Source organism: Pseudomonas sp. CHM02 (assembly GCF_000612585.1).
In the GTDB taxonomy this organism is placed as follows: domain Bacteria; phylum Pseudomonadota; class Gammaproteobacteria; order Pseudomonadales; family Pseudomonadaceae; genus Aquipseudomonas.
On the sequence record NZ_JFCA01000018.1, the window covers coordinates 57,878 to 70,306 of the forward strand.

The 12,429-nt window shown below is 59.3% G+C and carries 13 protein-coding genes; 11 read left to right on the forward strand and 2 right to left on the reverse strand.

The genetic code is table 11. From position 1 onward, the window contains the following. The first annotated feature begins 43 nt into the window (after window positions 1-43). Window positions 44-1,180, forward strand: a complete 1,137-nt coding sequence (locus BM70_RS0112145; RefSeq protein ID WP_025856280.1) for an acyl-CoA dehydrogenase family protein — start codon at window positions 44-46, stop codon at window positions 1,178-1,180. A gap of 105 nt (window positions 1,181-1,285) precedes the next feature. Here the strand turns inward: BM70_RS0112145 and BM70_RS0112150 are convergent, their stop codons facing one another. After that, entirely contained in the window at window positions 1,286-2,326 is a 1,041-nt protein-coding gene (locus BM70_RS0112150) for an NADP(H)-dependent aldo-keto reductase (protein WP_025856281.1), read from the reverse strand. 248 nt (window positions 2,327-2,574) lie between these two features. On the opposite strand from BM70_RS0112150, the gene rplM reads away from it, so the two are divergent. The 8 genes from rplM (at window position 2,575) to BM70_RS0112190 (ending at window position 8,376) form a co-directional block, all read left to right on the forward strand. Next, window positions 2,575-3,003: a 50S ribosomal protein L13 gene (gene rplM, locus BM70_RS0112155; RefSeq protein ID WP_003188508.1), complete on the forward strand. Its 429-nt coding sequence runs from the start codon at window positions 2,575-2,577 to the stop codon at window positions 3,001-3,003. 14 nt (window positions 3,004-3,017) lie between these two features. Further along, on the forward strand, window positions 3,018-3,410 hold the full coding sequence (rpsI, locus tag BM70_RS0112160) for a 30S ribosomal protein S9 (protein WP_002555064.1): 393 nt from the start codon (window positions 3,018-3,020) through the stop codon (window positions 3,408-3,410). Window positions 3,411-3,677: 267 nt separating this feature from the next. After that, the gene (gene petA, locus BM70_RS0112165; RefSeq protein ID WP_016971569.1) at window positions 3,678-4,274 is read left to right on the forward strand and encodes a ubiquinol-cytochrome c reductase iron-sulfur subunit; all 597 of its coding nucleotides are present in this window, start codon (window positions 3,678-3,680) and stop codon (window positions 4,272-4,274) included. After that, on the forward strand, window positions 4,274-5,485 hold the full coding sequence (locus BM70_RS0112170) for a cytochrome bc complex cytochrome b subunit (RefSeq protein ID WP_016971568.1): 1,212 nt from the start codon (window positions 4,274-4,276) through the stop codon (window positions 5,483-5,485). Before petA ends, BM70_RS0112170 begins: the two co-directional genes overlap by 1 nt. Continuing rightward, the gene (locus BM70_RS0112175) at window positions 5,485-6,264 is read left to right on the forward strand and encodes a cytochrome c1 (protein WP_025856283.1); all 780 of its coding nucleotides are present in this window, start codon (window positions 5,485-5,487) and stop codon (window positions 6,262-6,264) included. Before BM70_RS0112170 ends, BM70_RS0112175 begins: the two co-directional genes overlap by 1 nt. 149 nt (window positions 6,265-6,413) lie before the next feature. Beyond that, the gene (locus BM70_RS0112180; protein ID WP_024073431.1) at window positions 6,414-7,031 is read left to right on the forward strand and encodes a glutathione S-transferase N-terminal domain-containing protein; all 618 of its coding nucleotides are present in this window, start codon (window positions 6,414-6,416) and stop codon (window positions 7,029-7,031) included. A 17-nt stretch (window positions 7,032-7,048) separates the two neighbouring features. After that, window positions 7,049-7,468 (forward strand): ClpXP protease specificity-enhancing factor, encoded by a 420-nt coding sequence (locus BM70_RS0112185; protein WP_025856284.1) that lies wholly within the window; start codon window positions 7,049-7,051, stop codon window positions 7,466-7,468. A gap of 158 nt (window positions 7,469-7,626) precedes the next feature. Continuing rightward, window positions 7,627-8,376: a FadR/GntR family transcriptional regulator gene (locus tag BM70_RS0112190; protein ID WP_025856285.1), complete on the forward strand. Its 750-nt coding sequence runs from the start codon at window positions 7,627-7,629 to the stop codon at window positions 8,374-8,376. An 88-nt stretch (window positions 8,377-8,464) separates the two neighbouring features. Here the strand turns inward: BM70_RS0112190 and BM70_RS0112195 are convergent, their stop codons facing one another. Further along, window positions 8,465-9,625 carry a phosphatidylcholine-hydrolyzing phospholipase gene (locus tag BM70_RS0112195; protein WP_025856286.1) on the reverse strand — a complete coding sequence of 387 codons (1,161 nt, stop codon included), beginning with the start codon at window positions 9,623-9,625 and terminating at the stop codon, window positions 8,465-8,467. A gap of 234 nt (window positions 9,626-9,859) precedes the next feature. Here BM70_RS0112195 and kdgD point away from each other — a divergent pair, with 234 nt between their 5' ends. Both kdgD and BM70_RS0112205 read left to right on the forward strand, forming a co-directional pair. Next, window positions 9,860-10,771, forward strand: a complete 912-nt coding sequence (kdgD, locus tag BM70_RS0112200) for a 5-dehydro-4-deoxyglucarate dehydratase (protein WP_025856287.1) — start codon at window positions 9,860-9,862, stop codon at window positions 10,769-10,771. A gap of 54 nt (window positions 10,772-10,825) precedes the next feature. Beyond that, a complete protein-coding gene (locus BM70_RS0112205) occupies window positions 10,826-12,271 on the forward strand; it encodes an aldehyde dehydrogenase family protein (protein ID WP_025856288.1) in 1,446 nt (481 codons plus the stop codon). Window positions 12,272-12,429: the final 158 nt, after the last annotated feature.

Below are 12,429 nucleotides of genomic sequence, written 5' to 3' on the forward strand. Positions count from 1 at the left end.
CTCTGTGGGTTCGTCCTTGTCCGACAATCCACGCAGGTGACCCATGATTCCCAGAACCTTGTTCAGCCCGGAACACGAACTCTTCCGCGAGAGCGTGCGCACCTTCCTCGAAAAAGACGCCGTGCCGTTCCATGGTCAATGGGAGAAACAGGGCTACATCGACCGCAGTTTATGGAGCAAGGCAGGGGAGGCGGGCATGCTGTGTTCCCATCTGCCGGAGGAATATGGCGGGCTGGGCGCGGACTTTCTGTACAGCGCGGTGGTGATCGAAGAGATCAGTCGGCTGGGCTTGACCGGTATCGGCTTTTCCCTGCACTCGGACATTGTCGCGCCGTACATCCTGCATTACGGCAGCGAGGCGCTGAAGCACAAATACCTGCCCAAATTGATCTCCGGCGAGATGGTCACGGCCATTGCCATGACCGAACCGGGAGCCGGTTCCGACCTGCAGGGGGTCAAGACCACTGCCGTGCTGGACGGCGATGAGTACGTGATCAACGGCTCCAAAACCTTTATCACCAATGGCTACCTTGCCGAGTTGGTGATTGTAGTGGCCAAGACCGATCCCAAGGCCGGCGCCAAGGGCACCAGCTTGTTCCTGGTGGAAGCCGACACGCCAGGCTTCGACAAGGGCAAGCGCCTGGAGAAGGTCGGCATGAAGGCACAGGACACCTCGGAGCTGTTCTTCCAGGATGTGCGGGTGCCCAAGGAAAACCTGCTGGGCCAGGCGGGCATGGGTTTCGCGTACCTGATGCAGGAATTGCCTCAGGAGCGCCTGACCGTGGCGATTGGCGCGCTGTCGTCAGCCGAGGCGGCGCTGCAATGGACCCTGGAATACACCCGCGAGCGCAAGGCGTTCGGCAAGGCGATTGCCGACTTTCAGAACACGCGGTTCAAGTTGGCGGAGATGGCTACCGAGATTCAGATCGGTCGAGTGTTCGTCGACACGTGCATGGCGTTGCACCTGGAAGGCAAGCTGGATGTGCCCACGGCGGCGATGGCCAAGTACTGGGCCACGGACCTGCAATGCAAGGTGCTCGATGAGTGTGTGCAATTGCACGGTGGTTACGGCTTCATGTGGGAATACCCGATCGCCCGGGCGTGGGCGGATGCGCGGGTGCAGCGGATCTATGCGGGGACCAATGAGATCATGAAGGAGATCATTGCGCGGGCGCTTTGACCCTGGGTAGGGCTGATGACGCCATTGCCGGCAAGCTGGCTCCTACAGAGGGATGCATTGCCAATGTAGGAGCCGGCTTGCCGGCGATAGCGGTCTAAGGATCAATCAAGGCGCTGGGTTTGGATGATCCTTCTGAATCGCCTCGATCCCCTCCAGCACCTCTTTCGACAACGTCAGGTTGGCACTGGCAATGTTGCTGTCCAGTTGCTCCAGGCTGGTGGCGCCAATGATGTTGCTGGTCACGAACGGCTGCTGGGTCACGAACGCCAAGGCCATCTGCGCCGGGTCCAGGCCGTGCTCCCGCGCCAGTGCGACATAACGGCTGCGCGCCGCTTCCGATTGCGGGTTGAAGTAGCGGCTGAAGCGGCTGTATTCCGTCAGGCGTGCCTTTGCCGGGCGGGCACCGTTTTCGTACTTGCCGCTGAGCATGCCGAACGCCAGCGGTGAGTACGCCAGCAGGCCGCATTGTTCGCGAATCGCGACTTCCGCCAGGCCCACTTCAAAACTGCGGTTGAGCAGGTTGTAGGGGTTTTGGATCGACACCGCGCGGGTCCAGCCGCGGGCTTCGGCCAGGGCCAGGAATTTCATGGTGCCCCACGGCGTTTCGTTGGACAGGCCGATGTGGCGGATCTTGCCCGCCTTGACTTGCTCGTCCAGCGCTTCGAGGGTTTCTTCCAGCGGCGTGAGATCGTCTTCGTCCTTGTGCTTGTAGCTCAACTGGCCGAAGAAGTTGGTGCTGCGTTCCGGCCAGTGCAACTGGTAGAGGTCGATCCAGTCGGTCTGCAAGCGCTTGAGGCTGGCGTCCAGGGCTTCGACGATGTGCTTGCGGTTGTGGCGCAGGTGACCATCGCGGATGTAGTCGATGGTGTTGCCGGGGCCGGCGATCTTGCTGGCGAGGATCCAGTCGGCGCGGTCGCCACGGCTCTTGAAGTAATTACCGATGTAGCGCTCGGTGGTGGCGTAGGTGTCGGCCTTGGGCGGCACCGGGTACATTTCGGCCGTGTCGAGGAAATTGATCCCCGCGGCCTTGGCCCGCTCGATCTGTGCAAAGGCCTCTGCCTCGCTGTTCTGCTCGCCCCAGGTCATGGTGCCCAGGGCTATCGCGCTCACGTTCAGATCCGTACGGCCCAGCTGTCGATAATCCATCGGGTACTCCTTCGGGGAAAACAATCATAAAAGCAGGTTGAATTTTTTTTCGCAATCTGCATAATTGCCCACCTCTTTCTGCAGTGGAAGTGATGCGCCGCCTGCCGAAGAATCTTGCCGTTGAACGGACGCGCCGACCCGAGCCCCCGATAGCGTCTGTATCCGGCTGCCTTTGACTTGTCAAAGTACGCACTATTCAGTAAGATCCGCCGTCTAATTTACAGGGCGGCCCCTGAGGCTATTAAAGAATGACAACTTTTACTGCAAAACCGGAAACAGTTCAGCGCGACTGGTTTGTCGTCGACGCCGCTGGTCAGACCCTGGGTCGTCTGGCCACTGAAGTCGCCAGCCGTCTGCGTGGCAAGCACAAGCCTGAGTACACCCCTCACGTTGACACCGGTGACTACATCGTGATCATCAACGCTGAGCAGGTTCGTGTAACCGGCAACAAAGCAAGCGACAAAATGTACTACCGTCACTCCGGTTTCCCAGGCGGTATCAAGTCTTCCAACTTCGAAGGCCTGATTGCCAAGAAGCCTGAAGCCCCGATCGAAATCGCGGTCAAAGGCATGCTGCCTAAGGGCCCACTGGGTCGCGATATGTTTCGCAAGCTGAAAGTCTATGCGGGCGCTGTACACCCTCATGCTGCTCAGCAGCCCCAAGAACTGAAGTTTTAACGGAATAGTTCATTATGTCGGCGACTCAAAATTACGGCACTGGCCGTCGCAAAACCGCAACCGCACGCGTTTTCCTGCGTCCGGGCACTGGTAACATCTCGATCAACAACCGCTCCCTGGACAACTTCTTCGGCCGCGAAACTGCCCGCATGGTAGTTCGTCAGCCGCTGGAACTGACCGAGACCGTTGAAAAGTTCGACATCTACGTCACCGTTATCGGTGGCGGTGTAAGTGGTCAAGCTGGCGCAATCCGCCACGGTATCACTCGCGCTCTGATGCAGTACGACGAAACCCTGCGTGGCGCTCTGCGCAAAGCTGGCTTCGTGACTCGTGATGCCCGTGAAGTTGAACGTAAGAAAGTCGGTCTGCGTAAAGCGCGTAAGCGTCCGCAGTACTCGAAGCGTTAATTCGCTTTACGTTCCACAAAAACGCCCAGCCTCCTCGACGGAGCTGGCGTTTTTTTATTGCCTGCAATTTATGCATAAAAATCGCCGTGACAACTTGCCACATCCGTAGACCCCCTATACTACAAGGCCTGGAGGCTGAGCCCAGGGCAATTCCCTTGTCATACGTGTGGCTTTTCATTACCATTCGGCAAAATTTTTATAAGTACAGATACAACACTTAGTAGACGTCTGATTTAACAGGCCAAAAAGCTGATGGGAGAGGACTGAATGAGCAATGACGGCGTGAATGCAGGCCGGCGTCGCTTCTTGGTAGCAGCCACATCCGTGGTGGGTGCTGCAGGAGCGGTGGGGGCTGCGGTCCCGTTCGTGGGGTCATGGTTTCCCAGTGCCAAGGCGAAAGCCGCAGGTGCACCGGTGAAGGTGAATGTCAGCAAGATCGACCCAGGCCAGCAGATGATTGCTGAGTGGCGCGGTCAGCCAGTATTCATCGTTCGTCGTACTGAGGAAATCCTGGGGAATCTGAAGAAAATCGAAGGTCAGCTGTCTGACCCCGACTCGAAGAATTCCGACCAACCCGCTTACGTCGATAAGGAAGTTCGCTCGATCAAGCCGGAAATTCTGCTGCTGATCGGTATTTGCACCCACTTGGGTTGCTCGCCTACCTTCCGCCCCGAAGTCGCTCCAGCCGACTTGGGCAAGGACTGGGTCGGAGGCTATTTCTGCCCCTGCCACGGCTCCCACTATGACCTGGCCGGTCGCGTCTACAAGTCACAGCCCGCACCCTTGAACCTGCCAGTTCCGCCGCATCACTACGAGACTGACAGTGTCATTGTCATTGGCGTCGACGAGGGGGAGAAAGCCTGATGAGCAAGTTCATGGATTGGGTGGATGCGCGTTTCCCCGCCACTAAAATGTGGGAGGACCATCTCAGCAAGTACTACGCGCCCAAAAACTTCAACTTCTTCTACTTCTTCGGTTCTCTGGCACTGCTGGTGCTGGTCAACCAGATCGTCACCGGCGTCTGGCTGACGATGAGCTACACCCCATCGGCAGAAGAGGCGTTCGCCTCCGTCGAGTACATCATGCGCGACGTCGAGTACGGCTCGATCCTGCGCCTGCTGCACTCCACCGGTGCGTCGGCGTTCTTTATCGTCGTCTACTTGCACATGTTCCGCGGCCTGCTCTACGGCTCCTACCAGAAGCCTCGTGAGCTGGTGTGGGTCTTCGGCATGCTGATCTACCTGGCGCTGATGGCCGAAGCCTTCATGGGTTACCTGCTGCCGTGGGGCCAGATGTCGTACTGGGGGGCCCAGGTGATCATCTCGCTGTTCGGTGCGATCCCGGTGATCGGCAATGACCTGACGCAGTGGATCCGTGGTGACTACCTGATCTCGGGCATCACCCTGAACCGCTTCTTCGCCTTGCACGTGGTCGCCTTGCCGATCGTGATCCTGGGCCTGGTGGTGCTGCACATCCTGGCGCTGCACGAAGTGGGTTCCAACAACCCGGATGGTGTGGACATCAAGAAGCACAAGGACGAAAACGGCGTACCGCTGGACGGCATTCCGTTCCACCCTTACTACACCGTGAAAGACATTGTCGGCGTAGTGGTGTTCCTGTTCGTGTTCTGTTCGATCGTGTTCTTTTTCCCGGAGATGGGCGGTTATTTCCTGGAGAAGCCTAACTTCGAACAGGCCAACGCCTTCAAGACGCCTGAGCACATTGCCCCGGTCTGGTACTTCACGCCGTTCTACGCGATCCTGCGCGCGATCCCCGACAAACTCATGGGCGTGATCGCCATGGGCGCGGCCATCGCGGTGCTGTTCGTGTTGCCTTGGCTCGACCGCAGCCCGGTCAAGTCCATGCGCTACAAGGGCTGGCTGAGCAAGATCTGGCTGTGGGTGTTCTGCATCGCATTCGTGATCCTGGGTGTACTGGGCGTTCTGGCGCCGACCCCTGAGCGTACGCTGCTGTCGCAGGTCTGCACCTTCCTGTACTTCGCCTACTTCATTCTGATGCCGTTCTACACCCGGCTCGAGAAGACCAAACCGGTTCCGGAAAGGGTGACTGGCTGATGAAAAAGTTATTCGTTGCACTCATGTTTGCGGCCCTGCCGCTACTGTCCTTCGCTGCCGAGCATGGCGGCCCGGAGCTGGAAAAAGTCGATATTGACGTGTCTGACAAGGCGGCTATGCAAGACGGCGCACGGACGTTCGCCAACTATTGCATGGGCTGCCACAGCGCCAAGTTCCAGCGTTACGAGCGGGTGGCCGATGACCTCGGTATTCCCCATGAACTGATGCTGGAGAAACTGGTGTTCACCGGCGCCAAGATCGGCGACCACATGAACATCGGCATGCAGCCGGCTGATGCCAAGGCCTGGTTCGGTGCCGCACCGCCCGACCTGACCCTGGTGGCGCGTGTGCGCGGTACCGACTGGCTCTATGGCTACCTGAAGTCCTTCTACGAAGACCCGGCGCGCCCCTGGGGTGTGAACAACCGCGTGTTCCCGAACGTCGGCATGCCTAACGTTCTGGTCGGCCTGCAAGGCAGGCAAGTGGTAGGATGCAAGCAGATTCAGGTCGTTGAAGACGGCAAGAAGCAATACGATCCGTTGACCGGCACGCCTTTGACCCATGAAGCGTGCGATCAACTGAAGATAGAAACCCCAGGTTCGTTGACAGACGAGCAGTTCGACGAGAAGGTCAAGAACCTCGTGACCTTCCTGGCCTACTCGGCCAACCCGGTCAAACTGCAGCATCAGCGCATCGGTACGTATGTGTTGCTGTACCTGGCCTTCTTCTTCGTATTCGCCTATCTGCTCAAACGCGAATACTGGAAGGATGTGCATTGATCCAACCGTAAGCAATTGCTGTTAATCTTGCGCGCCCAGCGGCATCTCTGAATACGTAGCGGTCTGGTTGTACCAGGCGTTACAGGGATGCTCTCTGGGCGCGCTCGTTTTTGAGCTTTCGATAATTTCAACAAGCGAGGAGGACCGCCATGGGCGTGACCAATCGGTTGGCCTGTTACTCCGACCCCGCCGACCACTATTCCCACCGAGTACGTATCGTGCTCGCAGAGAAGGGTGTCAGCGCCGAGATCATCAGTGTGGAAGCGGGCCGTCATCCGCCGAAACTGATCGAAGTGAACCCTTACGGCAGCTTGCCCACCCTGGTCGATCGTGACCTGGCGTTGTGGGAGTCGACCGTCGTGATGGAATACCTGGATGAGCGTTACCCGCATCCACCCTTGCTGCCGGTGTACCCGGTGGCGCGTGCCAACAGCCGCTTGCTGATCCATCGGATCCAGCGCGACTGGTGCGGGTTGGTGGATGTGATTCTGGATACCCGCAGCAAAGAGGCGGCACGTGTGCAGGCGCGTAAGGAATTGCGTGAGAGCCTGACCGGTGTTTCGCCGCTGTTCGCCGATAAACCTTTTTTCCTCAGTGAGGAACAAAGTTTGGTGGATTGCTGCCTATTACCGATACTCTGGCGTTTGCCGATTCTCGGTATTGAACTGCCGCGGCCTGCCAAGCCGCTGCTTGATTACATGGAGCGCCAGTTTGCGCGTGAGGCTTTCCAGGCGAGTCTGTCTGGTGTCGAACGCGATATGCGCTAAGGCTTAAGGAGCCGCTGATGAACTCCAGTCGACCCTACCTGGTCCGCGCGCTCTATGAGTGGATTGTGGACAACGATTGCACCCCGCACATGCTGGTCAATTCCGAATTTCCTGCGGTTCAGGTACCGCAGGGTTTTGCCAGCGACGGGCAGATTGTGCTGAACGTATCACCCAGCGCCGTGCGCCACCTGCACATGGACAATGAAGCGGTTAGCTTCGAAGGGCGTTTCGGCGGTGTGCCGCATACGCTGTACGTGCCGATTGGCGCCATCCTCGGCATCTATGCCCGGGAGAACGGCCAAGGCATGGTGTTCGATCTGGAGTCGCCTTTCGAGGATGACGAATCGATTGAAACCGAAGAGGGCGATGATCTGCCGCCACCGGATTCCGAGCCACCGCGCCCCAGTGGCCGGCCGAGCCTGAAAGTGGTGAAATAACCGGCTTTCGCCTTAGGGTGAGCCGCAAAAATGCCTCGACCTGTGTCGGGGCATTTTTTTGCGCGCAGGATAAGGATGAAAGTCGCGCCCAGACGGTGATCGTACAACCACCATGGGCTATGATGCGTGCTCAAGCTCACCGAGAAAGATGATTCATCATGGAAAACGCCAACACCGCCCCTCGTCTTCCCCGCAAGCGCCGCAGCCTTGCCCAGGAATTGGTCACGGTGTTGTCCGAGCAGATCCGCGATGGCCAGCTCAAGCGCGGCGACAAACTGCCCACTGAGTCGGCGATCATGGACGCCCATGGGGTCAGTCGCACGGTGGTGCGTGAAGCCATCTCGCGCTTGCAGGCGGCGGGGCAAGTGGAAACCCGCCACGGTATCGGCACCTTTGTGCTGGACACGCCGAGTCCGAGCGGCTTTCGCATCGACCCGGCCACTGTGGTGACATTGCGTGATGTGCTGGCGATTCTTGAGCTGCGTATCAGCCTGGAAGTGGAGTCCGCCGGTCTTGCAGCTTTACGTCGCAGCGACGAACAACTGGCCGCCATGCGTGCGGCACTCGACGCCTTGAATGAAAGCGCGGCCCATGCCGGCGATGCAGTGGCCTCCGACTTCGCATTCCACTTGGAAATTGCGCTGTCCACCGGCAACCGCTACTTCACCGACATCATGACCCACCTGGGCACCAGCATCATTCCGCGTACCCGCCTGAATTCAGCGCGCCTGGCTCATGATGACCAGCAACACTACATGAGCCGCCTGAGTCGTGAACACGAAGAGATCTACGAGGCGATTGCCCGCCAGGATTCGGATGCGGCGCGGGCGGCCATGCGCTTGCACCTGACCAATAGCCGGGAGCGGCTGCGCCATGCCCATGAAGAGGCGGAGGCGCAGCGCGGTTAAACGGCACACCGCATTAATGTAGGAGCCGGCTTGCCGGCGATAGCGTTCGTGAGATCGCCATCGCCGGCAAGCTGGCTCCAGTTCAACGCTATTCGCTTGCTGGTTGATTTGGCTTGTAGTCCTTGAGCAGCAGGTACGTGCTCCACCCCCACCAATCGTTGGTCCAGTGCTTGTCGTTGAGGTCATTCACGTCCTTGCGGCGCAGCACCTTATTGCCTTCTGCCTTGAACAGCGGCGAAAAGTTGTTCGCCGGGTTCTGCGCTGCATTCAGGTCCGGCACATACAGCGGCGCCTTGAAGTTGGCCGGCGAGGGCGCCACGCCGCTGATGAAGGTCTCGAAAATTTCATCCGCCGAAGCCTGTACTGCACGTTTGACCTGCACTCGATTGTCCACATCGATAGCGTCGAAGTAGCGCTTATCGCCATAGGCGTGCCATTGATCGCCCATGGCATTGCGCACCTTGAGCCCGAATTTGCTGTCTTCATCGTGCATGAAGCGACTGATCAGCGAACCCAGTTCACCGGGTGTCACCACCGCTGCGAGTTGTTTGCGTGGGACACGCAAGTGCCCGGCGGAGAACAGGTCGGTCAAAAAGTGATCGGCAAAGCTGTTCATGGCATACGCCAGTTCCAGCGCCTGGTCGGTGCCGGTTTGGTGCGCCACAACGGCTTGTTGCAGCGCCGCCGTATGGCCTGCCAGGTACGCCGACAGCGCCCATTCGCCGAAGTGGTCGGCATTGTCCGCCGCCAGTTTCAGGTAGCGGCCCAGTGGAATCAGCGCCGACACCGCACTGCCGCCGCCAGTGATGCGGTTCCATTCCTCGGACAACGTATCACCCAAGGCGTCATAGGCTTCATGAGCTTGTTTGCCATCCTTGATCGCCTGGTTGACCGCATTGATCTCCTTTTGCATCACCGCGAGGATCTTGTGCGCTTCTTCCCGCGAGGCGGGCAGTACCGCCAGGCTGTTGAACGCTGCGGTAAAGCGTTGCACACGATCAGCGGGGGAGGCGCCGTCGCTGATGGGCTGGCCGGGGATGCCATAGAAGTCGCCGCCCAGCGCGATCACTTGGCCATAGGTCAGCGCCAGCCCGTTGGGCAGGTGCAGTTCGACTTGGCGTGCGGGAATGGCCGGTGCGTCTTTGACGAAACGCAACAGCGTGTCGTCGCCTATGGCGGTGTGTTCACCCCCTTCGAAGCGCAGGGTAGGCGGGTTCTTTTCGGGTGCAGCGAGTTCTAGACCTGACATGTTAGCTCCTTGCTATGTCGTAGGAATCTTCCGTAATAGCTGTATGTATATACAGCCATCCAGAGCATAGAGGAAAAACTTCCTACGTCAAGAACACACGTCTAAACGCGTCACCAGATGAAGTCAGATGAATTGCAGTTGACGAATCTTTTTATAGTTGTACGATGACGTACGACATCACCAAAACCAACAACAACCTTTCAATAGAAAGTCTTCGCCCAGGGTGTTCGAATAATGAATCCACAAGAACTGAAGTCCATCCTCTCCCACGGTCTGCTGTCTTTTCCGGTGACCGATTTCAACGCCCAGGGTGACTTCCACCAGGCGGGCTACATCAAGCGTCTGGAATGGCTGGCGCCTTACGGCGCCACTGCCTTGTTCGCTGCCGGCGGTACCGGTGAGTTTTTCTCCCTCGCTGCCAGCGAATATTCCCAAGTGGTGAAAACCGCCGTTGATACCTGCGCCACCAGCGTGCCGATCCTGGCCGGTGTGGGCGGTTCGACCCGCCAGGCCATCGAGTACGCCCAGGAGGCCGAACGCCTCGGCGCCAAAGGCTTGCTGCTGCTGCCGCACTACCTCACCGAAGCCAGCCAGGACGGTGTTGCCGCCCACGTTGAAGCGGTGTGCAAGTCGGTCAAGATCGGCGTGGTGGTCTACAACCGCAACGTCTGCCGCCTGACCGCGCCGCTGCTGGAACGCCTGGCCGAGCGCTGCCCGAACCTGATCGGCTACAAGGATGGCCTGGGCGACATCGAGTTGATGGTGTCGATCCGTCGTCGCCTGGGTGATCGTTTCAGCTACCTCGGCGGCCTGCCGACCGCAGAGGTCTACGCTGCTGCCTACAAGGCCCTGGGCGTGCCGGTGTACTCCTCGGCGGTGTTCAACTTCATCCCGAAAACCGCGATGGACTTCTATCACGCGATTGCCAAGGACGATCACGCCACCGTCGCCAAGATCATCGACGGCTTCTTCCTGCCCTACCTGGATATCCGTAACCGCAAGGCCGGGTATGCCGTGAGCATCGTCAAGGCCGGTGCAAAAATCGCCGGCTATGACGCAGGCCCGGTGCGTACGCCGCTGACCGACCTGCTGCCGGAAGAATATGAAGCCCTGGCCGCGCTGATCGACAAGCAAGGCGCGCAATAACTCATCTACAAGGCCGCTGAGCAATCAGCGGCCTTTTGCGTCAGGAGAAGATTTGTGTCCCAAGCTCAACGTTTTGATAACTACATCAACGGCCAATGGGTGGCCGGTGCCGATTACTGCGTCAACCTCAACCCATCGGAGTTGTCCGATGTCATTGGTGAATACGCCAAGGCTGATGTTACCCAGGTCAACGCCGCCATCGATGCTGCCCGCGCCGCATTCCCGGCCTGGTCCACTTCCGGCATCCAGGCGCGTCATGATTCCCTGGATAAAGTCGGCAGCGAAATCCTCGCGCGCCGTGAAGAGCTCGGCACTCTGCTGGCCCGTGAAGAGGGCAAGACCCTGCCCGAAGCCATCGGCGAAGTGACCCGCGCCGGTAATATCTTCAAGTTCTTCGCCGGTGAATGCCTGCGCCTGTCCGGCGACTACGTGCCGTCGGTACGTCCGGGCGTCAACGTTGAAGTCACCCGCGAAGCCCTGGGTGTGGTTGGCCTGATCACGCCGTGGAACTTCCCGATCGCCATCCCCGCCTGGAAGATCGCCCCGGCCCTGGCCTACGGCAACTGCGTGGTGATCAAGCCTGCCGAGCTGGTGCCGGGCTGTGCCTGGGCCCTGGCCGAAATCATTTCCCGCGCCGGTTTCCCTGCCGGTGTGTTCAACCTGGTGATGGGCAGCGGTCGCGTCGTGGGCGATGTGCTGGTCAACAGCCCGAAGGTCGATGGCATCAGCTTCACCGGTTCTGTGGGCGTAGGTCGCCAGATCGCGGTCAGCTGTGTATCGCGCCAGGCCAAAGTGCAGTTGGAAATGGGCGGCAAGAACCCGCAGATCATCCTCGACGACGCCGACCTCAAGCAGGCTGTCGAGCTGTCGGTACAAAGCGCGTTCTACTCCACCGGCCAGCGTTGCACGGCGTCCAGCCGCCTGATCGTGACCGCCGGTATCCATGACCAGTTCGTCGCGGCCATGGCCGAGCGCATGAAGTCGATCAAGGTCGGCCACGCCCTCAAGAGCGGTACCGATATCGGCCCGGTGGTTTCCCAGGCCCAGTTGGACCAGGACCTCAAGTACATCGACATCGGCCAGAGCGAAGGTGCGCGGCTGGTGAGCGGTGGCGGCCTGGTGACCTGTGACACCGAAGGCTATTACCTGGCACCGACGCTGTTTGCCGACAGCGAAGCCGCCATGCGTATCAGCCGTGAAGAGATCTTCGGCCCAGTGGCCAACGTGGTGCGCGTGGCGGACTACGAAGCAGCGCTGGCGATGGCCAATGACACCGAGTTCGGGTTGTCGGCGGGCATTGCCACCACGTCGCTCAAGTACGTCAACCACTTCAAGCGCCATTCCCAGGCCGGGATGGTGATGGTCAACCTGCCGACTGCCGGCGTGGACTATCACGTTCCGTTTGGTGGTCGTAAGGGCTCGTCCTACGGTTCGCGTGAGCAAGGTCGCTATGCGCAAGAGTTCTACACCGTGGTGAAGACCAGCTACATCGGTTCGTAATACGCGACACCCGTGGCGCCCGCTTTGTGTGGGAGCTGGCTTGCCTGCGATAGCATCACCGGTGTGTGCCTGACACACCGAGGTGCCTGTATCGCGGGCAAGCCCGGCTCCCACATGAAAGCGGTCCCCACCGACAAATAGACCATTACCCGCAAAAA

Coding starts and splice junctions, on each gene's coding strand:
- BM70_RS0112145 (WP_025856280.1), top strand. CDS start 44: ATGATTCCCAGAACCTTGTTCAGCCCGGAACACGAACTCTTCCGCGAG.
- BM70_RS0112150 (WP_025856281.1), bottom strand. CDS start 2,326: ATGGATTATCGACAGCTGGGCCGTACGGATCTGAACGTGAGCGCGATA.
- rplM (WP_003188508.1), top strand. CDS start 2,575: ATGACAACTTTTACTGCAAAACCGGAAACAGTTCAGCGCGACTGGTTT.
- rpsI (WP_002555064.1), top strand. CDS start 3,018: ATGTCGGCGACTCAAAATTACGGCACTGGCCGTCGCAAAACCGCAACC.
- petA (WP_016971569.1), top strand. CDS start 3,678: ATGAGCAATGACGGCGTGAATGCAGGCCGGCGTCGCTTCTTGGTAGCA.
- BM70_RS0112170 (WP_016971568.1), top strand. CDS start 4,274: ATGAGCAAGTTCATGGATTGGGTGGATGCGCGTTTCCCCGCCACTAAA.
- BM70_RS0112175 (WP_025856283.1), top strand. CDS start 5,485: ATGAAAAAGTTATTCGTTGCACTCATGTTTGCGGCCCTGCCGCTACTG.
- BM70_RS0112180 (WP_024073431.1), top strand. CDS start 6,414: ATGGGCGTGACCAATCGGTTGGCCTGTTACTCCGACCCCGCCGACCAC.
- BM70_RS0112185 (WP_025856284.1), top strand. CDS start 7,049: ATGAACTCCAGTCGACCCTACCTGGTCCGCGCGCTCTATGAGTGGATT.
- BM70_RS0112190 (WP_025856285.1), top strand. CDS start 7,627: ATGGAAAACGCCAACACCGCCCCTCGTCTTCCCCGCAAGCGCCGCAGC.
- BM70_RS0112195 (WP_025856286.1), bottom strand. CDS start 9,625: ATGTCAGGTCTAGAACTCGCTGCACCCGAAAAGAACCCGCCTACCCTG.
- kdgD (WP_025856287.1), top strand. CDS start 9,860: ATGAATCCACAAGAACTGAAGTCCATCCTCTCCCACGGTCTGCTGTCT.